The sequence below is a fragment of the Flavobacterium sp. LM5 genome, assembly GCF_002017945.1.
Classification (GTDB): Bacteria; Bacteroidota; Bacteroidia; order Flavobacteriales; family Flavobacteriaceae; genus Flavobacterium; species Flavobacterium succinicans.
Genome location: NZ_MUFX01000001.1, coordinates 633,423 through 654,875, shown reverse-complemented (window position 1 = coordinate 654,875; position 21,453 = coordinate 633,423). Strand labels below are relative to the sequence as shown.

General features: G+C 36.7%; 21 protein-coding genes. 6 read left to right on the top strand and 15 right to left on the bottom strand.

Annotated features, from left to right (window positions below):
- Window positions 1-22 precede the first annotated feature (22 nt).
- The 9 genes from BXU11_RS02715 to BXU11_RS18000 form a co-directional block, all read right to left on the bottom strand.
- Window positions 23-523, bottom strand: a complete 501-nt coding sequence (locus BXU11_RS02715; protein ID WP_024980731.1) for a GNAT family N-acetyltransferase — start codon at window positions 521-523, stop codon at window positions 23-25.
- A 600-nt stretch (window positions 524-1,123) separates the two neighbouring features.
- A complete protein-coding gene (locus tag BXU11_RS02710; RefSeq protein WP_078210930.1) occupies window positions 1,124-1,528 on the bottom strand; it encodes a hypothetical protein in 405 nt (134 codons plus the stop codon).
- 121 nt (window positions 1,529-1,649) lie between these two features.
- Window positions 1,650-2,132 (bottom strand): GNAT family N-acetyltransferase, encoded by a 483-nt coding sequence (locus BXU11_RS02705; RefSeq protein ID WP_223253655.1) that lies wholly within the window; start codon window positions 2,130-2,132, stop codon window positions 1,650-1,652.
- Between the two features lie 284 nt (window positions 2,133-2,416).
- Window positions 2,417-3,853 (bottom strand): hypothetical protein, encoded by a 1,437-nt coding sequence (locus BXU11_RS02700; protein WP_078210929.1) that lies wholly within the window; start codon window positions 3,851-3,853, stop codon window positions 2,417-2,419.
- A gap of 403 nt (window positions 3,854-4,256) precedes the next feature.
- Window positions 4,257-6,515, bottom strand: a complete 2,259-nt coding sequence (locus BXU11_RS02695) for a TonB-dependent receptor (RefSeq protein ID WP_078210928.1) — start codon at window positions 6,513-6,515, stop codon at window positions 4,257-4,259.
- 140 nt (window positions 6,516-6,655) lie between these two features.
- Window positions 6,656-7,867, bottom strand: a complete 1,212-nt coding sequence (locus BXU11_RS02690; protein ID WP_078210927.1) for a hypothetical protein — start codon at window positions 7,865-7,867, stop codon at window positions 6,656-6,658.
- Between the two features lie 33 nt (window positions 7,868-7,900).
- Window positions 7,901-8,488, bottom strand: a complete 588-nt coding sequence (locus BXU11_RS02685; protein ID WP_024980725.1) for a hypothetical protein — start codon at window positions 8,486-8,488, stop codon at window positions 7,901-7,903.
- The gene (locus tag BXU11_RS02680) at window positions 8,489-9,736 is read right to left on the bottom strand and encodes a GTP-binding protein (RefSeq protein WP_078210926.1); all 1,248 of its coding nucleotides are present in this window, start codon (window positions 9,734-9,736) and stop codon (window positions 8,489-8,491) included.
- A 215-nt stretch (window positions 9,737-9,951) separates the two neighbouring features.
- Window positions 9,952-10,155, bottom strand: coding sequence for a 6-carboxytetrahydropterin synthase (locus BXU11_RS18000; protein ID WP_223253654.1), 204 nt, complete (start codon window positions 10,153-10,155; stop codon window positions 9,952-9,954).
- Between the two features lie 309 nt (window positions 10,156-10,464).
- Between BXU11_RS18000 and BXU11_RS02670 the strand changes: the two genes are divergently transcribed.
- The gene (locus tag BXU11_RS02670) at window positions 10,465-11,517 is read left to right on the top strand and encodes a DUF1852 domain-containing protein (RefSeq protein ID WP_078210925.1); all 1,053 of its coding nucleotides are present in this window, start codon (window positions 10,465-10,467) and stop codon (window positions 11,515-11,517) included.
- 32 nt (window positions 11,518-11,549) lie between these two features.
- On the top strand, window positions 11,550-12,581 hold the full coding sequence (locus tag BXU11_RS02665; protein ID WP_078210924.1) for a methionine synthase: 1,032 nt from the start codon (window positions 11,550-11,552) through the stop codon (window positions 12,579-12,581).
- Between the two features lie 105 nt (window positions 12,582-12,686).
- Here the strand turns inward: BXU11_RS02665 and BXU11_RS02660 are convergent, their stop codons facing one another.
- Window positions 12,687-13,679, bottom strand: coding sequence for a bile acid:sodium symporter family protein (locus BXU11_RS02660; protein ID WP_024980721.1), 993 nt, complete (start codon window positions 13,677-13,679; stop codon window positions 12,687-12,689).
- Window positions 13,680-13,847: 168 nt separating this feature from the next.
- Here BXU11_RS02660 and BXU11_RS02655 point away from each other — a divergent pair, with 168 nt between their 5' ends.
- Entirely contained in the window at window positions 13,848-14,300 is a 453-nt protein-coding gene (locus BXU11_RS02655) for an Lrp/AsnC family transcriptional regulator (protein WP_024980720.1), read from the top strand.
- A gap of 250 nt (window positions 14,301-14,550) precedes the next feature.
- On the opposite strand, the gene BXU11_RS02650 is transcribed toward BXU11_RS02655, so the two are convergent.
- Window positions 14,551-15,024 (bottom strand): hypothetical protein, encoded by a 474-nt coding sequence (locus BXU11_RS02650; protein ID WP_078210923.1) that lies wholly within the window; start codon window positions 15,022-15,024, stop codon window positions 14,551-14,553.
- A gap of 83 nt (window positions 15,025-15,107) precedes the next feature.
- Window positions 15,108-15,458: a MerC domain-containing protein gene (locus tag BXU11_RS02645; protein ID WP_078210922.1), complete on the bottom strand. Its 351-nt coding sequence runs from the start codon at window positions 15,456-15,458 to the stop codon at window positions 15,108-15,110.
- Window positions 15,459-15,535: 77 nt separating this feature from the next.
- Between BXU11_RS02645 and BXU11_RS02640 the strand changes: the two genes are divergently transcribed.
- The 3 genes from BXU11_RS02640 (at window position 15,536) to BXU11_RS02630 (ending at window position 18,606) form a co-directional block, all read left to right on the top strand.
- Window positions 15,536-15,925, top strand: coding sequence for a Fur family transcriptional regulator (locus BXU11_RS02640; protein ID WP_024980717.1), 390 nt, complete (start codon window positions 15,536-15,538; stop codon window positions 15,923-15,925).
- A gap of 83 nt (window positions 15,926-16,008) precedes the next feature.
- On the top strand, window positions 16,009-17,889 hold the full coding sequence (locus tag BXU11_RS02635; protein WP_078210921.1) for an Nramp family divalent metal transporter: 1,881 nt from the start codon (window positions 16,009-16,011) through the stop codon (window positions 17,887-17,889).
- 63 nt (window positions 17,890-17,952) lie between these two features.
- Window positions 17,953-18,606: a metal-dependent transcriptional regulator gene (locus BXU11_RS02630; RefSeq protein WP_078210920.1), complete on the top strand. Its 654-nt coding sequence runs from the start codon at window positions 17,953-17,955 to the stop codon at window positions 18,604-18,606.
- Here BXU11_RS02630 and BXU11_RS02625 read toward each other — a convergent pair.
- Genes BXU11_RS02625 through BXU11_RS02615 form a run of 3 tightly spaced genes read right to left on the bottom strand, consistent with a single transcriptional unit; the run spans window position 18,603 to window position 21,071 of the window.
- Window positions 18,603-18,725 (bottom strand): FeoB-associated Cys-rich membrane protein, encoded by a 123-nt coding sequence (locus BXU11_RS02625; RefSeq protein ID WP_074917517.1) that lies wholly within the window; start codon window positions 18,723-18,725, stop codon window positions 18,603-18,605. The two genes, BXU11_RS02630 and BXU11_RS02625, sit on opposite strands and share 4 nt — an antisense overlap.
- 7 nt (window positions 18,726-18,732) lie before the next feature.
- Window positions 18,733-20,835 carry a ferrous iron transport protein B gene (gene feoB / locus BXU11_RS02620; RefSeq protein WP_078210919.1) on the bottom strand — a complete coding sequence of 701 codons (2,103 nt, stop codon included), beginning with the start codon at window positions 20,833-20,835 and terminating at the stop codon, window positions 18,733-18,735.
- Window positions 20,836-20,840: 5 nt separating this feature from the next.
- Window positions 20,841-21,071 (bottom strand): FeoA family protein, encoded by a 231-nt coding sequence (locus BXU11_RS02615; protein ID WP_024980713.1) that lies wholly within the window; start codon window positions 21,069-21,071, stop codon window positions 20,841-20,843.
- Window positions 21,072-21,453 lie beyond the last annotated feature (382 nt).

Genomic DNA, 21,453 nt, shown 5'->3' with positions numbered 1-21,453 from the left:
ACTTTCTATATCTAGTTTTACGCTATTTCAATAACTTCTCAAAGGCCTTTCTAGGAGCGCCACGAACCACAATTTCACCACAATAGGTGTAACCTAATTTTTTGAGAATTTTCAACATCGGAAAGTTATCGAAATTAGTATCTACTTTAATGCTAAACACATTTTTCGAGATACTCAACGCTTCAATTTTCTCAAATAAAAGCGTGGCAATTCCTTTTCCTTTATACTCAGGTGCCGTAGCCACACGATGCACAACCACATAATCCGAATGACTCAACCACTCGCCTTGCAGGTCGTTGTAGGTCGGTTCCTCGCCAAAAATGATGGCCGCATAAGCCACAACCACCTCATTTTCGACTAATACATAGGAGTATCCTTTCGCAAAATCATCGACCACCGTTTTCGAATTCGGATAACCATCTTGCCATTGTGTGCTACCGTCTTCTTTGCGTTGTGCAATCGCCGCTTGTAAAATATCCCAAACCGCCTCTAAATCTGCGAAACTAGCTGTTTTTAAAATCATACCTTACTCATTTGAGCCGTAAAAATAACTTTTATCCCGAAAAAACGAATGCTTTTTTGCATTAGTTTCAGGAGCACCACCAACGTGCTCACCACACGAGTCGTCCTGCTGTCCGCTATATCTTGCTTGCCGAACACCGTCAAGCAAGGATGCCGCTCCCATCAGGGCTAAACAAGAGCGTTTAGTTTTCAGATCATAAAAAAAAGTTAAACAACTACAAAACAATCAATTGCATCTATATTTAGCGATAGGATATAATTATAAAGATAGAGAGACTTTAGCCAAAACTACTATAGATTTTGGCTAAAGCCTAATGTGAAACTCATTGTAAAGAATGGGCTAAAGCCCATTCCAATTGAATTTTTACAAAGAAATAGTTTGCTTCACCTACTATCTCAGCAATAAAGTAATGATTTTTTAATTGATTGCACGAAAATCAATTGCCTCTCGCTTTAGCGAGAGGATACAATTATGAAGATGTAGAGGCTTTAGCCAAACCTACCATAGATTTTGGCTAAAGCCCTTTACTGAACTAATATTATTGAATGGGCTAAAGCCCATTCCTATTGAATTATTTGAAAAACAGGAATCGAACTAGATTTATAAATCCTTAACTCCAACTTGCTTCATTATTTTACGCGCTTCTTTGAATTCTTCTGGTGTTTTCACTTCAACCAAGTCGCGTTTTTTTCCATTATTTAGTACAATCGCCAACCGTTTTTTTCCAAAAAAGGAATATTCCTTTAACCCTTTGATTGAGCTAACATGAATTTTTTCTGAAGTCGTATTTTTCACCATCAAATTATACAACACCACTATCGACACCAACCCCAGAAAAAGCCAAACCAATTGCATAAAACCGATACTGCTTATACTAATAGTCGAGACATTCAAAACGGAGTTGAGTAAATTCAAAATCATCAAAAGTTTCAGTAAAAAATGGTGATTTTTCAATCCGTCTTGAATGACTAGGGTTTCATCTTGGGTGTTGTAGTGTAATTTCATTGTTGATATTTATTTTTTTAATCCTGAAGAAGTTTGCTATGACAGTTTGTGGAGGAAACTTTTGATTAAGCGATGAGTTTTGAATACAAAACTAACTTTAAATTAAGCTCAAGACAAACATTCATACAAACTGCTCTTCGTCGTTTTTTAGGTTTGAAATTAATTTTCCGAAACATATTGCTTTTTCGTTACCAACGTATTTTCCATAATTGGGTATTTCTTTGTATCCTTTTTTTAAATAAAAAGCACAGGCTTCTTGATTTAATCTTCTCGTTTCTAACCAAATTTCTTTGTACTCTAATGCTTTTGCTTTATCCTCAAGGTAATCTAATACTTTTCCTCCAATACCTTTTCTACTATACTTTGAAAACATTCTTTTCACTTCTGCTATATCACTCGAAATCGGCCTAATAGCACCACAACCAACAACTTCGTTTGTCAAACTTGCTTTTACAAAAACCGATTTAGTACTTTGTCCATCCCATTCTTGAAATGAATTTTTACCTGTATCACCAAACCGTTTTCCAAGTTCTGCTGATAATTCTTCTATTAAAGGAATCACCTCAATATCTGTTGGTTCTGTTTCAATAATTTGGATTGTCATGTATATTTTAATCGTTAAATTTCACTATCTAAAATGCTTCAATAAATGTGTCGTCATACATTAGCAACTAACATCGATCTGTAAAATAATCTCCGCTTATTGTCATCCCAAAAATAGTCAAACCAACTTTACTAAAAACTACCATCTATAACTAAAGAAACCTATTTTTAAGGACTACAACCAAAAATAAACCTCGCTTAAATATCCTTAAACGAGGTTGTTTTTTTATAGCTATTTTGAAAGTTTAGTTTTTATAGAGAGTTGTGCGAAAGCTACGTGTGTTACTAGCCGTTTCTTTTTTCCATCTCTTTTTTTATTTGCTCATTGTTATAGTATAATTGAAGCCAACCATTTATTCTAACGAGCTTTATTTCGCCAATATTTGAGAACCAATGTCTACCTTCCCAGACTTCATTCTGCATTTCCGAAATCTCAAATAACCCTAATTGATCTTTATCAGGACCTAGAATTTCAAAAAATATTTTTACTAACGTTTCGATTTCTTTAAATGCAGTATATGTTTTTTTTGGATTAGTTGGAAATGTGCTTAAGCTAAAATAAAAATAATTTTCTGTGTTAGTTGGAACCCATATTTTATTGAAAAAATTAAAGAAGTATTCTTTTGGATAAGCAATCTTTCCAAAATAATTTCCATCATCATCATTAATAGGGTGGAAGATTGATTTCGTGAAGATTTCGAATAAAGATTTGAAATGTTCAGTTAATGAGTTATAATTCAAATATGTGTTATAATAATCAATAAATTCAGCAGGTTTTAAAACTTTTGTATTAATGGCAAGTTTTTCATAGACAGCTTTTGTTTTAAGGTAGTTTTTATCGTCATTGGTTAGATAAAAACTACAAATCGAAGCAAAAGCAGTATGTGACGCATCATCAGTGGTATTAGTAAATGTATTTTTTTCCTTTTCAGATACTTTTACTTTGTCAGCTTTATAGCCGTGCATATCAAGATAAAGATAATCATTGACAACCATATCAAACCACTCTGGTGCATTTTTCTCTTTAGGAAAATATTCATCAGCTTTAAAACTTTCTATCCCTTTCTGTTTATATGAATTATCAATTAAATCAAAAGGATTCTTATTAGCATTAAAATATCCACTATTAATTCCTATTTTCTGAACTATTTGTCTTAAATCTTTATAAGTTTCTTGTTCGTTAAGGTTATAATTCATTTCACTAAAACTATTGAAAAAACCATTCATTGTTAAATCATCTTTTAGCCCTGAAAAAATATCATTTAATATTTTTGCAGATTCAGGATTTTTAAAAGCTTCGGCAAGTACAGGATCTAGATTTAAAGATTTTAACATAGTCTTTAAAGATTCAAATAACTTATTTAATATTGGATCATTTGACTCATTTTGGAATAGATTGTCAATGCTTAAGTCAGAGAAAATATTTGATTCACTGATTCTTGTTTCAAGTAATTCTTTTGGGTCAAATTGTTGTAGAATTATATTTTTTCCATCATTGAACAAACAAAAATCATTTGTGAATTTCGTTATGAATTCTAAATCTTGGTTTATTTCTGATTGCTGTTCTTTGTCTTCAGAATAACTACGATAAATATCTCCAATATGAGCTGTCGAATATAAACATAGAAACTTATCCTTAACAGTAAGTATTGAATGTAATTCTTGGAAATGATTATTTCTCATTCCTGACATTATATTCCAATCGACATATATTTTAATCATAGTGAATATTATTTTTATTCCTATTCTTCGTGGAAATGGCTAGTTACTAGTAGATCGGTCATTACAAGAATGAGACTTTATTTCTCAAATATATACAATTTTCACTACAAAAACTTCAATTCTGTTTGTTGTTTTGGGAGTATGAGAAGCTTAATTTCAAAGTCACATGATTGGAATTTAAAAAACACACCCCCAGCCCCTCTCTAGAGGGGAGCAGTACCCGCAATCATTGGAATTTGCCCTTCGACTGCGCTCAGAGTGACGCTTTTTTGGATTTGGAATTTAGTACTTAAAAATTGGAATTTTCTAGTGCTAACGTTCCTAGCCCTGATGGGAACGGCATCCTGTGGCTCCGGGGTTCGGAGACACAGATATAGTGGACAGCAGGATTAGCTCCTAAACATTAATCCAAATGCCATCGCAAACCTATAAAAGCGCGAATGCCTTGGTTGGGTCCGTAGGCATAGGTCGGGTCGAAAGTGAGTGCATAGGGATTGTCGGGAGTGGGTTGAGCGATGCCATTACTATCGAAGGTGACTTGCTTGTCGAAAGGGTCATTCGCACGTGCAATTAAGAAAGGATTGCCGCGATTGGGTGTCCAATTCAGGAGGTTTTTGACTCCGCCAAACAACTCCACGTTGTGGAATTTCTTGTAGGTGATTTGGATGTTTTGAATACTGTACGGCAAGGAATACTCGCGACGCGGATCGAGGGGGGACAACAAGGGCAAACGCATACTGCCAGTATAACTCCCTGTATAATCCAAACTCAAGAACCAATTGGGGATTTCGTAGCTCAAGGCCCAAGACAGGCTGACTTTTTCGGTAAATAAAGGCACAAAACGACGGCCTTCTTGCTCGGTCAACGGATTGAAATAACTGCCGCCCAAAGTGCCTTTCACCCCAAACGGACTGACCCAATCCAAGGAAATACTACTGCCGAAAATTCTAGAAAAACCATCAAGATTGGCATAAATGATTTGGTTGGGATTCGTATCATAGTCGGCAATGATGCGGTTTTTAAAATGGGTGTACCAAGTCGAAGCTTCGAGCGTGAGCACGCCCGCGGTGTTGGTATCAAATTTTTTGAGGTAATTCAGGTTGGCGGTATACGAAGTTTCGGGGTCTAGATTGCCTTTGAGGAAAACTTCTCGAGCACCCGAAAGCGCTTGATGGTCTTCGGTAAACAAATTCACCACTCGGAATCCCGTTCCTAAATTGAGTCGTAAAATATCGGTGGCGGTGGGTTTCCATTTCAAGGCGAGACGAGGCGTGACAATCGAACCGTGCGCTTGGTGGTAATCGTATCGCGCGCCTAGCAGCAAACCCGTTTTCTTAGAAAGTTGGATATCGTCTTGGATAAACCCACAATAAATAGCGGTTTGGAAGGAAGTCGCCGTAGCGGGCGTGTTGTCGTTATACCAAGTAAAGCGCGCACCCGCACCGAACAAAAGCGAATGATTTTTGAGCTCTTTGTCCCAAAGGTATTGCCCAAACGCAATTTTTTGGTTCGCCAAAAAAACGGAAGTACCATACACCGAGTTTTGGTCGTGGCCCACCATCGAAAATTGCAGGCTCATTTTTTCATCCAAAGGCAATTGGTACTTGCCTAAGATTTCGTAGCGTGATGTATAAATACTTTCGCCATAGACTTGATCGCCTCCGCGGAAGTTGGAATTCCAATGCATTTCGCCACCCCAACGGTCTTCATACAAATAACGAGCAACTAGGCTCATTTCTTTTTTGGAACGGCGCTCAAAATGCCAACGGCTAAAGAATGAAACTCTTTTCTGCAAGGAAATATCCGTAAAATTGTCGCCATTATTATCGACAGCATAGTCATTATAAAACGTGCTGAGTCCAAAAAGGGCATTGGCATTTTTACCAATATTGGTACGATAGCCTAAATCGAGGCTGTTTTCTAACCAAGAAGTGGTCATCAAATCGGCAGTAAATTGAGGAGCGTTTTGTGGTTTTTTGGTAATGATATTGATGAGTCCGCCTACCGCCTCGCTCCCATACAAACTAGAAGCAGCGCCTTTGATGATTTCGATTTTGTCAATCATCGCATTCGGAATTCCAGACAAACCATACACCGTTCCCAAAGCACTCACTATCGGCATTCCATCGATAGTCACCATTGTGTAAGGGCCATCCAACCCATTGATGCGAATATCGCCCGTGTTGCAAACATTACAATTGTTCTGTGGACGCAAACCGTTGACGTTTTGCAAGCCTTCAAAAACTGAAGCGGTGGGATTTTGTTTCAAAAAAGTAGTCGAAATGATTTCTACTGGCACGGGATTTTCTAAACGGCGAACGGCTTTCATCGTACCCGAAACCACTACTTCGTCGAGCAGTTGTTCATTGGTCACCACATTTATTTTTAGTAAATGCTTAAAATCTGTACCGCTGATGGACTGCGTATGTGTTTTGATTCCGATAGCAGCAACGCGAAGCGTGTAGCGTTGTAGCGGCAATTGAGGAATTTCAAAAAAGCCCAAACTATCCGTTTGAGTTCCAAAAGCAGTGCCTACGATTTCAACTTGCGCTTGTGGTACGGGTTGATTTTCGGAGGTGACTTGTCCGCGAAGGGTAGCTTTTTCTTGTGCCAAAGCAACAGTTAACGAAAAGAAAAACAAGTAGCTATATAATAATTTCATTAGAGTAAATAATATTTTAGACAAATCTAAAAAATAATTTTATAATATCTTAAAAAAAACGGCTCAATAAAATTGAGCCGTCTGTTCACCCAAAAATTAACCAAACATTCAGGATTTACAACAAAGAATAAATTATGATTTTAATGATCTCCGCTATTCTCAAAGCCAACAATGGATAGACGATAAGGCGTATTAGAGATTTTTATTTTTTTGGTGGTTGCGCTGTTTTTTGTGCTAAAGATTTGCAGTTCCCCTGTGGTAGGAGCTGTGATGTAAACGAAACGTTGTGTAAACTCCATTTGAGGTTTTTGAGTGGAAGCTTTATTTGTAGCTGGAATTAGGTTTCTCTCGGAAATAGCAACCGCTAAAGTAGCAAGATCATAAGCAATAAAATTACCCGAGTGCAACAAGATGCCAAGCTTCTTAGTATCGTAGCTCACTTTGCACTGCATAATATCTGTACTCTCAAAAATAGGTTTTACTGTTTTATTCAATACATTGATGAGATAAGCTCCTTTTGCAGCTGTGTAGCCTACAAAATTTCCTTTGGTTGCTGTTTCTAAAATTGTTCCAAACCAAGCTGTTCCAAAACCATCAGGATGAGGAACAAGAAATTGTTGCCCTTTACTATCTACTACAAGAATCCCACTTGAAGAACCAAAAACAGCATAATCACCATCTGACGCATTTCCATGAATTCCTTTAGTAGCAATGCTTGATGCAAAAAGCTCTTTTCCTGTTTTATCTATAACTTTAACACGTTCTGGCAAAACTCCAGGGATAGAATTATCTTTCTCGGTGATAACGTAGCTTCCATTGGAGAAAACGGCCATTGCCCCATGATGTGCTTTTAGACCTGCATTAATAATTTTCATTTTGGCACCGTTAGTATGAATTTCTGATTCACTCCCTACGGCCAATGTGCCATCTCCATCATTAAAAGTTAAGATTTCGCCATAGTTGCTTTTGAAATGGGTCGGTTTTGAAGCAACTCCTGTTAATGCTCCAAACTTTGGAGTTCCTTTGATATCAACATGGTCACCATGAAACTCAAGACCAGTATCAAAAGTTTCTGTCAAGTCATTTTCTCTGTGAATGATACCCACAAAACGACCCGACTCGGTTGTGTACAATGCCGACTTAGGAAATTTAGCTTCAAAAGAAGTAGTGGTATTTAAAAAAGGATTGACCAAAGTCAAAGCTTTGCTCGTTTCATCAGAAACTAGAATACGTAAATGTTTGTATTCTGTTAAGGTTTCATCTATGTTATCAGAGCTATCGTCGTCTGAACAAGATTGAGCAAAAAAGGACAAGGCCACAACAAATAAAAAGCGAAATACATTAATTTTCATTACAATTGATTATTTAAAATAGGTTAAGGTTGATTATTCGACAGTTATATTAAAATCGACTTGAGCGTCTGTGGCTCCTCCAGCATTGGTTATATCGCCATTGGCTACATTGGGAGCACCTTTATTGGGACCATGTTTCAGTGTAACCCGAAGTACACCAGTTGCTGACCCTGTTGTTTTAAAAACAGAATGCAGACCCAGCGGCTTTCCTTTTGTATCAAGATTTGATTGAGTAGTTGCATAAGTCAACGGATTCAAATTGCCGGTGGTTTGATAAAACATTTGGTGCTCCAGCGCTTCTTGCACAATCTCGCGCGTGATGTCTATGGCGGGATTGACCAACTCATTTTTAAATGTTATTACTCCATTATAGGTTTTTGCCTTTTCAAAAGCACTGCTCACGGTTACAATTGGTGCGTTAGCCCCTTCTCCATCTAAATCTTTGAATTCTAAAACCACATTCTTTCCGCCATTTTCAGGAGTAAAAACTAAGCGTACTGTTGTTATAAATTCAACTTCATTTACGGGCACAATTGGATCATCAGTAGTACAGCCTACCAAAAGAACACTACTTAAAAAAGCAAATGCTTGTCTCAAAAAACGTTTTGTATTCTTATTCATTTAATTCAGATTTTCGTTAAAAATAGCTGTAGGCGAACTACTTGTTGCAGTTCTTGGAATTGGAAAAGGGTCTTTGTTGGAGAAAAAACCATCTTGCAAATCCATAATTTCATCGGGAGTACACAGACAACTGTCTAATTCTTGACGAATTTCAACTTCATTCAGACCTATTCCTATAAAAACCAACTCATTCAAACGGTCTCCATAGGCTCGAGTCCATCGTTCTTCAATAACCTCTTGAAATTCGACAAAATTTGAAAACGTCATGCGCTCGCTCAAAGGCATACTCGCCCACCAAACTCCAGCACCTTCGGCTTTAAGAGAACCACCCGCTTGACTCCAATTGATGGCTTGATCCGGTCGAGAAGCCATCCAAAACAATCCTTTACTACGAATAATGCTTTGCGGAAAACGATTGGTCATCCATTCCCAAAAACGATAGGGATGAAAAGGACGTGGGTCTCTAAAAACGAAAGACGAAATCCCGTATTCCTCGGTCTCTGGCGTGTGAATGCCTTCTAATTCTTGCATCCAACCCGCTGATGTTTCGGCTTCTTCAAAATTGAACAAACCAGTATACAGAATTTCATGGGGCGCTATTTTTCCCATAGTCGATGTTATGATTCTTGCCACGGGATTCAACTTTTGAATGGAGGCTTTCAAAATTTCGAGTTGTTTTGGAGTAACCAAATCAGTTTTATTCAACACAATCACGTTGGCAAACTCCACCTGATCGACCAACAAATTCACTATTGTTCGTGTATCATTTTCGATATTGGTAGCTTTGATATCTTCCAGGGTTTGGGCAGAGCCAAAGTCTTTGAAAAAGTTGAACGCATCAACCACCGTTACCATAGTATCGATATAGCTGAAGCGAGACAAATCAATATTTTCATCCTCATTCACAAACGTAAACGTCTGCGCTACTGGAATGGGTTCACTAATTCCTGTACTTTCGATTAATAAATAATCAAAACGATTTTCTTTGGCTAATTTTTCTACTTCGAGCATCAAATCCTCACGAAGCGTACAACAAATGCAACCGTTGCTCATTTCAACGAGTTTCTCTTCTGTTCGAGAAAGTGTCATTTCGTCTTTTATCAAACGAGCATCTACATTCACCTCACTCATGTCATTTACAATCACAGCAACTTTTAGTCCGTCTTTGTTATGCAAAATATGGTTAAGCAAAGTGGTTTTACCTGCGCCAAGAAAACCTGATAATACCGTAACCGGGAGTTTTTTCATTTTTTTTGTTATTGCAATTATGTTGCAAATATATAATATTAATCATATATCGCAACATTATTGCGTTAATTATTTGACGCTTTAAAAAAAAGATCCCTCAACAACTTCTACATAATTTATATAGGCTTCAAAAGGAGTAATAGACAATTGAAGTTCTTTGGTAATTAAAGGTTATAAAATTCTATAAATTACCCATGCACTATTTTCTGTAGAAACTATAGTTTTTTTTTTAAATTCTGAACTATCAATGTTAGGTTCTTATGGTCAAAATGAGCTTCATTTTCTTCTCTAATTATATTACCTAAAACTTTCAAATCCATAACAAAGCCTGTTTCAGGATTAATTTCTCCTGTTATTTTTACAATAAGCATAAAGTTATGTCCGTGATATGACATTATTACAAATCCCAAATCCCTCATTGTTTTTTTGATCCGTCCAGTTTAGCTTGTGTCCCTGTTGTAGGCATTAAAATGAGTTTCACTGCAAAGTGGAGTTGTTACTATTCTAAAATAGTTTTTTGTGGAAAAACTGAGATAACTCCAAATCAATCACATCTAAGCGCTCTAAAGAATAATTATCTGTTTTTTTTATGATTACATCCGCAAAAAGATTAATTATCTTCATAATTAAACAAAAAAAGAACAATTACCTTATTTAAAATATTAATTAAAATTATTAATCTTTTATTTTAACCTTTGTAAGGTAAAAAAACCAAACACTCTCATTAAATGAATACATACAAAAGAGAAGAAACACTATTAAACGAAAAGCAAGATATTGAAAACACGCAGAATACAATCAAGAATGATTTTGCATTTACATTGCAGCGCACTTGTTTAGATGAAAACTATAACCCATCAAGTAAAACGCGTCTGACAACCAATTTTGCAAACTTGGCTAGAGGAGCTAATCGCCAACAAAACTTACGTAACGCCATAAACATGATTAACAATCGATTCAATGCCTTGGCTTATTTGGATAACCCAAAAGCAGATCGTTACCTTGTAGAACTTGAAATCATCACAGTAACGATGCATATTGATGATAAGAATATAATTGACAAGATGCCGATGATTGAAGTTTTAAAAACGAATATTTTTGACCACAAAACTAACCAGCGTATCGAAGGTATTGCCGGAAATAATTTCTCTTCTTATGTTCGTGATTATGATTTTAGTGTTTTATTGATCGAGCACAATAAAAATAGATCTAATTTTTCTATTCCTGAAAATTTTGGTGATTTGCACGGTAAACTTTATAAGTGTTTTGTAAATTCAGCCACTTATAAAGAGCACTTTAAGATGTCACCGATCATTTGTTTAAGTGTATCGAGCAACAAAAGATATACTCGCACTGCGTATCAGCATCCGGTTCTGGGTTTTGAGTATCTACAGGATCAGTATTCACTCACTGATGAATATTTCTCAAAAATGGGCTTAAAAGTTCGTTTTTTTATGCCTCCGAATAGTGTGGCACCCATGGCTTTTTATCATTCCGGAGATCTACTTGCTGATTATACGGATCTTGGACTCATCAGCTCCATCAGCACGATGGAGACTTTCCAGAAAATTTATCGCCCTGAAATTTACAATGCAAATTCAGTGGCTGGAAAAATCTATCAACCTAGTCTTAAACACGAAGATTATTCACTGACTCGCGTGGTTTATGACCGCGAAGAGCGCAGCCAATTGGCAGCTGAACAGGGTAAATATGCTGAAGAGCATTTCATTACCCCTTACAAAAGTCTTCTGGAACAATGGTCTGCCAATTTCGCTCTTTAATTAATATAACAACACATTAAAATTATTTTACTATGAATAAATTAGTATTACCCACCTCAATTGTTGGAAGTTTACCCAAACCTGCCTGGCTTGCACCACCTGAAAAACTTTGGTCACCTTGGAAATTAGATGGCGATCAGCTGCTTGAAGGAAAACAAGATGCTTTGCGCATTTCTTTGCAAGAACAACAATTGGCCGGGGTTGATATAATTAGTGATGGTGAACAAACACGTCAGCATTTTGTGACGACTTTTATCGAGCATTTAAGCGGTGTAGATTTCGAAAATCGTAAGATTGTAAAAATTCGGGATCGTTATGATGCAAGTGTTCCTGTTGTTGTAGGTGAAGTGGCTCGTCAGCAATCAGTTTTTGTTGAGGATGCAAAATTTTTACGTAAACAGACTAATAAGCCTATAAAATGGGCATTGCCAGGTCCGATGACCATGGTAGATACCTTATACGATGACCATTACAAAAGCCGAGAAAAATTGGCCTGGGAATTTGCAAAAGCGCTCAATGAAGAAGCAAGAGAACTTCAAGATGCAGGGGTAGATATTATTCAGTTTGATGAACCTGCATTTAATGTATTCTTTGATGAAGTAAACGATTGGGGAATGGCAGTATTGGAAAGAGCCATTGAAGGTTTAAAGTGCGAAACTGCTATACATATTTGTTACGGTTACGGAATACAAGCCAATACTGATTGGAAAAAGACATTGGGTTCAGAGTGGCGTCAATACGAAGGAATTTTTCCGAAAATTCAAAAATCTAAAATTGATATTGTGTCATTAGAATGTCATAACTCAAATGTACCTTATAATTTAATGGAACTTGTTCGTGGTAAAAAAGTAATGGTCGGCGCAATTGATGTGGCAACTAATGCTATTGAAACCCCCGAAGAAGTAGCCACTACCCTACGCAAAGCGCTGGAGTTTGTAAATATCGAAAATCTTTACCCTTCTACAAACTGTGGTATGGCTCCGTTAGCTCGAAACGTAGCTAGAGGTAAGTTAAATGCTTTAAGCGCAGGAGCAGCAATTATACGCAAAGAATTGGCTATTTAGTCCCAATGTATTAATTAGAAAATGGAGCTTAGTCCATAGCGTTTACGAAGTGACTATACGGACTATAACCCTAGAAAACACTTACTTCAATGACATAAACAAAAATTATACTTCTTTTCGTCGAGCCATACCTTGAGCAATGATACTAGCGGCAATCAATTGCATAGCGTGATAAATCATAAGCGGCAACAATACGATGCCGGTAATGGTACTGTGCTGAAAGAGTACTTTTGACATAACGGTGCCGTGTACCAATGACTTTTTAGATCCGCAAAATAAGACCGTAATACGATCTTCATCTGAAAAACCAAGCAAACGACTGACTAGTCCCACACAAAGGAATACGGCAAAAAACAAAACCATCATTCCTGTGGCGAGTACAACAAGTTCAAGGGCAGTGAAACCTTCGAAAAGATGTTCGGAAAATGACTTACAAAACGACGTATAAATGATGGTAAGGATGACTGCCTGATCGAAATATTTGAGCTGTTTCTTATATTTTTCGGCAATGGTACCAAAACGCGAGTTGAGGCAGATGCCAACAATGACAGGCAACAAGACTTGAAAAATCAATTTAAAAAAAACATCAGTAACATCAAAATCGCCTGTTGCAGAAGCTATGAACAGCCCAACCCAAAGCGGAGTAACGACTACTCCAATCAAACTGGAAATGCTCGCATTAAAAATGGCTGCGGGAATGTTTCCTTTGGCGATAGAAACCATAACCACGGAAGAGGAAACTGTGGACGGTAAAGCTGCCAGAAAAAATACACCTAACCAAAGCAACTCGAAGTCAGTGTCGATAAACAACGGACGAAATGCCAAAACAATGAGCGGAAAAAACAAAAAGGTTGTCAACTGAACGACAATGTGCATTTTCCAGTTAGCCAGTCCGGCTTTTAGTTTCTCAACACTCAGTCGCAAACCATAAAACAAGAAAATAAACGATACGCCTACATTGGCAATATCCTCCAGCGAAACAGGTTCTTTAATCATGCCTAGCTTTGGCAAAAAATAAGCCAGCAGGATCATGGTTCCTATCATTAACAGGAAACCGTCGAAACCTGCTTTACGTAATACTTCTAATAATTTCTTCAATGTGTTCTTATTTTTTATTTTTAGATTTTTATACTACAAAAATAAGTTTTGTAGATCATTAAATCTTCAACTTAATCAAAAAACGGTTTCTGTATTGTTTTTTATTACATTTGAAGATTATTATTCTTTTTTTATAAATTAATTCAACCTTTTTACGTAAAATATTCTATGGAGCAAATAGACGATATTGATCTTAAGTTACTAAATATACTTCACGATAATTCTAAATACACGGTAAAAGAACTGGCAAAAATGGTAAATCTTTCGGCATCGCCAGTTTTTGAGCGTATTAAAAGGTTAGAAAACAACGGTTATATTAAGAAATATATAGCCCTGCTGGATGCAGAAAAACTAAACAGGGGATTCATCGTTTTTTGTAATATCAAACTTAAACAACACGATCGTACTATTGGGAATCAGTTTGTTAGTGATATTATGAAAATAGAAGAAGTTGTGGAATGCTACAATATATCAGGTGATTACGATTTTTTAATGAAAGTTTATGCCAAAGACATGAAGCATTATCAGGATTTTGTGTTTAATAAATTGGGATCAGTTGAAAGCATTGGAAGTACCCAAAGTACCTTTGTTATGTCGGAGATAAAAAATATCTACGGATAAGCTAAAGGAAAGCTTATTGGTAAAACTAATCAGGTAGCTATCGAAAAATGTTTTTTTACAAATTATAGCGAAGAGCCTTAATTTTTTTAGTCCCCAACTTCCACAAAATTCCTGTCGGTTTCAAAAAGGGTAATTGCTAATTGATTATCTTTTGGAAGTAACGGTTTTAAAATTATAGTATAACACCCAAGCAAAATCTTCGGTAAAAGCTATTTGGAAAAGGGAATAAATATCTGTGCTAGAAAAAGGACTAAATATCCTCGAAAACCGCCACCGTTAATCCGGATTCTTGATCATAATCAATCTCCAAAGCTCCCGCTTCGAAAGTAATACTGACATAATCTCCAGTCATGGGTGTATCTTCTCGCTCAGCTTTTATAGCCAGCAAAGGGGTTTTGATATTTTCGACCCATAAAGGCGCGGCAGAAACATCCACTCTTTTTAAAGATAAGGTACCGTTAAATTGTTCCGCTAATTGTTGTTGTTCCTTTTCAAAATCATAATCAGTCACAATGGAAAATCCAGTATCTTCCTCATTGATTTTGAAAAACAATTTTTGATGGTTCTCAAAATGCAATTCAACGGTATCAATAAATATAAATTGATTGTCGGGCTGTACCAAATTAACCCACAAATGATAAAAGACAGCCGTTACTGTTTTTTGTTTATTAGTTTCTTGAAGTAAAGAAAGTTCTTCTGGAGAAAAAAAATAGGTAGTACTCATAACAATAATAGCATTTTAAACAGCTTAAATAATTCATTGAAAATGCAAAAGTAGGCTTTCAATTGCTTTAAATAACGTAAAAGTTATTTTTTTTGATGATATAAAAAATGTAAAACATGACCAACGATTATCCCAATCCCTCCAATGGGAACCAAATAGGTTTCTTGATGCAAGGCAAAATCTAAAAGCATCCCATTAAATACCAAGAACAAGGAAAACAGCAATGTCATTTTGATATAAAATGGCCCTGTACCTTTCAAAATAGAAAAGATCAAAACAGCCGCTATCCCAAAAAAGAAAACATCAATCCATGGGTTATGCGTAATTCCCAAAGGCAATACCGATAGCAATGGAAATACAATGCAATGTACCAAACAGATACTAGCACTCGAAATTCCCAAAACGTCCTGAACAATCAAAGCTTGCTTCTTCATTTTTTTGTATTTTTGTGAATGGCAAAGATAGCCTCTTTTTTATTTATTGCAACAATGTTGCGTTATTTAATTTTTTTATGAAAACTACCCGTAACACAGCGGCCAAAACAGCCATTGCTTCCCTTTTATCCGAATCAAAAGTAGCGCTATCACATATTGAAATACAACATCTGTTGAACGGTCTTTGTGATCGCGTCACTATTTATCGCGTTTTAGATCGCTTAGTTAACGAGGACAGTATTCACAAAATCGCAACTCCTGAAGGCACTGTGAAATATGCTAGTTGCCATCATACCCACACTCACGACAACCATCCGCATCAGCATAACCACGTGCACTTTCATTGTGAAAAATGCCAATCGGTAACTTGCTTAGATGCTGTCATTCCCCAATTTGAAATTCCTACAACCTATGTGGTGAAAGAAACTAATTTCACCGTAACCGGAATTTGTCCAAAATGCCAATAAGCTTCTTATTATTTAGACAAGTCTAAAAAAATATTTAAAGTGAACTTTTTTTGTATATATTTGGGTTTTAAAACACTATACAATTGAGTCATTCCTTAGAAGAAGTCAACCAATCGGTGACTACGCAAAATAAAAAATCAAAGTTTAGAAAAATCCTTGCTTTTCTAGGCCCAGCTTATCTCGTAAGTGTAGGCTATATGGATCCAGGCAACTGGGCAACTGATATTGCTGGCGGAAGTCAATTTGGTTATTCACTATTGTGGGTATTACTGATGAGTAATCTTATGGCCTTGCTATTGCAAAGTTTGAGTGCGCGTTTAGGGATTGTCACCCAACGTGATTTGGCGCAAGCCTCGCGCGAAACCTATTCGCCTTTTGTGAATTATATTTTATATTTTTTGGCCGAAATTGCCATTGCTGCTTGTGATTTGGCCGAAGTACTCGGAATGGCGATTGGAATTAATTTACTCTTTGACATTCCGTTGATTGAAGGCGTTTTGATTACAGTTTTGGATACCTTTTTACTCCTGTTCTTAATCAACAAAGGCATCCGAAAAATGGAAGCTTTTATCATAGTTTTGGTAGCCATCATAGGATTTTCATTCGTCTTTGAAATGTTTTTTGCGCAACCCGAACTCGATAAAGTAGTTTTGGGATTGATTCCCTCTCTTCCTACTGAAGCGGCGCTTTACATTGCTATTGGAATCATTGGAGCCACGGTTATGCCGCACAATTTGTACTTGCATTCGTCTTTGGTACAAACCCGAAAATTTGACCGCAGTCCGAAAGGCATTCGACAAGCCTTAAAATACAACCTAATTGATTCAACGATTGCACTGAATTTGGCTTTTTTTGTGAATGCTGCTATTTTGATTTTAGCAGCCGCCACCTTCTACAAAAACGGGCTATTTGAGGTAGCCGAAATTCAAGATGCTCATAAATTTTTGGCACCAATTTTAGGCACTAAATGGGCCTCTATCCTATTTGCTGTGGCTTTGATTGCTGCGGGACAGAGTTCAACAATCACGGGAACTTTAGCGGGTCAAATCGTAATGGAAGGCTATTTGAATTTACGCATTCAGCCTTGGGTTCGCCGCATTATTACCAGAATAATAGCCATAGTTCCAGCAGTTATTGTAATCTTGATTTATGGCGAAAGTGTCACAGGAAAACTACTTATTTTCAGTCAAGTGATTTTGAGTTTACAATTGGGATTTGCCATTATTCCATTGATTCATTTTGTAAGCGATAAAAACAAAATGAATGGTTTTCATATCAACACGCTGACTAAAATAGCCGCTTGGACGATAGCTTTGATTATTGTTTCGCTCAACGCTAAATTGGTTTTTGACGAGATTCAAGGTTGGTTGTCAGAATCTCAAAACTCAATGGTGTTGTGGTTCACAGTAGTTCCTCTTGCTATCGGATTTTTGGTTTTACTGCTCTACATCGTGGTGCGACCCTTTTTATCGCAAAGCAAAGTTCATATTCAAAATCATTCTCCTCATAATTTACAATTACAATTCAACGCCACTCAAGCGCAGCATCCAGAAAAAATTGCGATTGCCGTCGACTTTTCTTTTGCTGACGAAACGGCCCTGAATTATGCTTTTAATTTAGGAGGAAAAGAAGCCGAATATACTTTGATTCATGTGGTAGAAACCGTTGGGGCCATGATGTACGGCAAACAAACCGACGATCACGAGACTACGATTGACGAAAAGTTATTACTAGAATATAAAGCCATGTTTCAAGAAAAAGGTTTCCATGTCAAAACCCTACTTGGTTTTGGGAAGCCCAACAAAGTACTTCCAAAATTGGTCAATAAAGGCAAATTCGATTTGCTTATTATGGGTACGCATGGCCATACTGGATTTAAAGATTTACTATTGGGAACCACAATCGATCATTTGCGTCACAAGATTTCAATTCCATTAGTATTGATTAACAATCCTAAAAAATAATACTAACAATTAAAAACCCTTTCAGAGTTTTGAACTCTGAAAGAGTTGATTAAATATTATATGATGACCCACTCCGAAGAAAATTACCTAAAAGCCATTTATCATTTGACGGTGCAGCTTGAAGCCGAAGTACCTACGAACGCCATTGCCGAAATGATGGAAACCAAAGCTTCTTCGGTAACTGATATGTTGAAGAAATTGGCTGATAAAGCACTAATCAATTACATCAAATACCAAGGGGTTTCTTTAACTGAAAAAGGAAGGCATGCTGCTAAAATGATTGTACGCAAACACCGTCTCTGGGAAGTATTTTTAGTTGAAAAATTAAGTTTTACTTGGGACGAAGTACACGACATCGCCGAGCAATTAGAACACATCAAGTCCGAACAACTTATCAATAAACTCGATGATTTTTTGGGTAACCCAACCGAAGACCCTCACGGCGATCCCATTCCAGACGCACAAGGAAAAATCACTAAAACAGAAAAACTATTACTCTCAGAATTGGCCGAAAGCGAAACTGCTATTTGTGTGGGAGTAAAAGATTCCTCCGCCGATTTTCTGCAATACTTGAACAAACAAAAAATTGCTCTAGGAGCGGTTATCAAAGTATTGGGAAGAGAAAATTTTGATGCTTCCTTACATTTAATTATCAACGACACGCCACTTACCGTATCGTCAAAAATCGCTGGAAACTTGTACGTAAAGCGGATTTAACCACACCCACAATTCCCATCTCCACAGTTTTTTTTGGACTTCTTTTTCCAGAAAAACTTTCGAACAAGGAAACCAATGGCAATAGCCAATAAGGAAAAAGCTATGATTTCTTGTACCATATCTCTTTTATTTAAGTAATTGATACGCTACTAAAGCCACAGTATAAGCAAAAGCACTCATGAAAATAAGCTGCCCCAACGGCCATCTCCAGCTGTTGGTCTCTTTGCGAGTAACAGCGAGCGTGCTGACGCATTGCATAGCAAAAGCATAAAAAAGAAGTAAGGAAATCCCAGAGGCGAAATTGAAGACTTTTTCACCCGTCAAAGGATTGATTTCGGATTGCATTTTCTTCTTGATGGTATCTTCATTTTCTGAATCACCTACACTATAAATGGTCGCTAAGGTACCAACGAAAACCTCACGTGCGGCAAACGAACTGATAATCGCAATTCCCACTTTCCAGTCATAACCCAAAGGTTTCAAAACAGGCTCAATAGATTTACCCATCAATCCAATATAAGAATTCTCCAATTTTTGCGAAGCCACTTCGTTCTCCAAATCTGTTTCAGAAAGGGGTTGATTGATGTGTTTCTTTACTACAATTTGCTCTGCATTACTGAAGTTTTCACCTGGGCCATAGGAAGCCAAAAACCATAAAATAATAGAAATCGCTAAAATGATTTTTCCAGCGCCAAAGACAAAAGCTTTGGTTTTTTCGACTACATTAATGGCTACGTTTTTAAACAAAGGCAATTTGTAGTTGGGCATTTCCACAATGAAATAGGACTTCCCTTTAATCTTCAATATTTTATTTAAAACATAAGCCGAAAAAATTGCCATTCCAAATCCCAACAAATACAATAACATTAGGGTTAATCCTTGCAAATTTAATATACCTAACACCCTTTGATCTGGAATCACCAATCCAATAATGATAGCGTATACTGGCAAACGCGCCGAACAAGTCGTAAACGGAGTCACTAAAATGGTTATTAAACGTTCTTTCCAATTTTCGATATTACGAGTCGCCATAATCGCAGGAATAGCACAAGCCGTTCCCGAAATCAAAGGCACGACACTCTTGCCCGACAACCCAAATTTACTCATAATTTTATCCATCAAAAACACCACACGACTCATGTACCCACTTTCCTCGAGTATCGAAATGAACAAAAACAAAAAGGCAATCTGAGGAATAAAAATTAAAATACCGCCAATTCCTGGAATAATTCCTTGCGAAATCAAATTGGTCAACATTCCTGCAGGTAAGACTTCGGCAGACCAAGCGCTCAAACTAGCAAAGGAGCTGTCGATAAAATCCATTGGCACTTCTGACCACACAAAAATGGATTGAAAAATGCCAAAAAGAATACAGAAGAAAATCACATAGCCCCAGAATTTATGCGTCAACACACGATCCAATTGGGCTCTAAAATCTTTAGCAATAGATTGATCAATGGTCATTCCCACTTTCAACACATCATTGATGAATTGGTAGCGCTTAATGGTTTCTTTTTGCTGCAAGCGTTTCAAATCCGAATGTGATTTGGTGAACGTGCTCTGAATTTCTTTACGCTCTAAATTCAAAAAGTTCACATCTTGAGTAATCACCAACCATAACTTATACAGCAATTGATTTGGAAACGCCTTGCGAAGATTTTCAAAATATTCCGAATCAATAACAGAAGCATTCAAGCAAGGTTCATTAGAAATGGATTTATACGAAACGATTAAATTTTTCAATTCCTCAATTCCAAATCCTTTTCGGGAACTCACCAAAGCAATTTTGGTTTTTAGCTTTTCTTCTAAAAAAGGAATATCCAAACTGATGCCTTTGTATTCCATTCGATCGGCCATATTTATCACCAAAATAGTCGGTATTTCAAGGTCTTTGATTTGGGTAAAAAGCAACAAATTACGCTTTAAATTCTCCACATCTGTCACCACTATGGCTACATCGGGATAGAGTTTATCGTTTTTGTTGAGCAGTAATTCAATCACCACATTTTCATCAATCGAGCTGGCATTCAAACTATAAGTGCCTGGTAAATCCAGAATATTGGCTTTGAAATTATAAGGCAACTTACAAAAACCTACCTTTTTTTCTACCGTAATTCCAGGATAATTCCCTACTTGTTGATTCAAACCCGTCAATTGATTAAAAACAGAGGTTTTCCCCACATTCGGGTTCCCTATCAAAGCGACATTGATGTTGTGATTGCTGGTCATTAGCTTTATTGGATTCGTTCCACTTCTATTTCCTGAGCCGTTGCTATTCGAATGGCAACGTGCGATCCGTTAATGTTTAGGTACAGCGGATCACCGAAGGGAGCGATTTGCAGCAACTCTACTTCATTACCAGGCAAACAGCCCATTTCGAGCAATTTTAATGGAATAGCATCAATATCAAAGTCTTTGATAATGGCTCTTTCCCCTTTTTTGAGTGAATGTATTGTTGTTGGCAAACCTTATTTAGATTGAATTAAGATTGCAAAAATACATATTATAATAGAAATTCAAATGATAATTATCACAATTGTAAAAGAAGTAGCCACGAAGTCTATCAATAAAACAATCAAAATAGAAATGAAATTTCACAAATAATACAGTTTTAAGTATTTGTGACTTGAAAAGGCATAGAAAAAAAACACAACTGAATTGGTGAAAATTCGTGTTCCCTTTTCTTTACCAAATTAAATAAAAATCCGTGTTCATCCGTTTAAATCAGCGTCATCCGTGTTCCATTTCAGAACTGAAAATCACACTCATAACCACTGCTGAATTGGTGAAAATTAGTGGAAATTAATGTTCCTTTTCACCAAACTTAAAAAAATCCGTTCCATTTCA

Bases quoted from the DNA above. Each gene is read 5' to 3' on its own strand.
- BXU11_RS02715 (WP_024980731.1), bottom strand. From the start codon at position 523: ATGATTTTAAAAACAGCTAGTTTCGCAGATTTAGAGGCGGTTTGGGAT.
- BXU11_RS02710 (WP_078210930.1), bottom strand. From the start codon at position 1,528: ATGAAATTACACTACAACACCCAAGATGAAACCCTAGTCATTCAAGAC.
- BXU11_RS02705 (WP_223253655.1), bottom strand. From the start codon at position 2,132: ATGACAATCCAAATTATTGAAACAGAACCAACAGATATTGAGGTGATT.
- BXU11_RS02700 (WP_078210929.1), bottom strand. From the start codon at position 3,853: ATGATTAAAATATATGTCGATTGGAATATAATGTCAGGAATGAGAAAT.
- BXU11_RS02695 (WP_078210928.1), bottom strand. From the start codon at position 6,515: ATGAAATTATTATATAGCTACTTGTTTTTCTTTTCGTTAACTGTTGCT.
- BXU11_RS02690 (WP_078210927.1), bottom strand. From the start codon at position 7,867: ATGAAAATTAATGTATTTCGCTTTTTATTTGTTGTGGCCTTGTCCTTT.
- BXU11_RS02685 (WP_024980725.1), bottom strand. From the start codon at position 8,488: ATGAATAAGAATACAAAACGTTTTTTGAGACAAGCATTTGCTTTTTTA.
- BXU11_RS02680 (WP_078210926.1), bottom strand. From the start codon at position 9,736: ATGAAAAAACTCCCGGTTACGGTATTATCAGGTTTTCTTGGCGCAGGT.
- BXU11_RS18000 (WP_223253654.1), bottom strand. From the start codon at position 10,155: ATGAGGGATTTGGGATTTGTAATAATGTCATATCACGGACATAACTTT.
- BXU11_RS02670 (WP_078210925.1), top strand. From the start codon at position 10,465: ATGAATACATACAAAAGAGAAGAAACACTATTAAACGAAAAGCAAGAT.
- BXU11_RS02665 (WP_078210924.1), top strand. From the start codon at position 11,550: ATGAATAAATTAGTATTACCCACCTCAATTGTTGGAAGTTTACCCAAA.
- BXU11_RS02655 (WP_024980720.1), top strand. From the start codon at position 13,848: ATGGAGCAAATAGACGATATTGATCTTAAGTTACTAAATATACTTCAC.
- BXU11_RS02650 (WP_078210923.1), bottom strand. From the start codon at position 15,024: ATGAGTACTACCTATTTTTTTTCTCCAGAAGAACTTTCTTTACTTCAA.
- BXU11_RS02645 (WP_078210922.1), bottom strand. From the start codon at position 15,458: ATGAAGAAGCAAGCTTTGATTGTTCAGGACGTTTTGGGAATTTCGAGT.
- BXU11_RS02640 (WP_024980717.1), top strand. From the start codon at position 15,536: ATGAAAACTACCCGTAACACAGCGGCCAAAACAGCCATTGCTTCCCTT.
- BXU11_RS02630 (WP_078210920.1), top strand. From the start codon at position 17,953: ATGACCCACTCCGAAGAAAATTACCTAAAAGCCATTTATCATTTGACG.
- BXU11_RS02625 (WP_074917517.1), bottom strand. From the start codon at position 18,725: ATGGTACAAGAAATCATAGCTTTTTCCTTATTGGCTATTGCCATTGGT.
- feoB (WP_078210919.1), bottom strand. From the start codon at position 20,835: ATGACCAGCAATCACAACATCAATGTCGCTTTGATAGGGAACCCGAAT.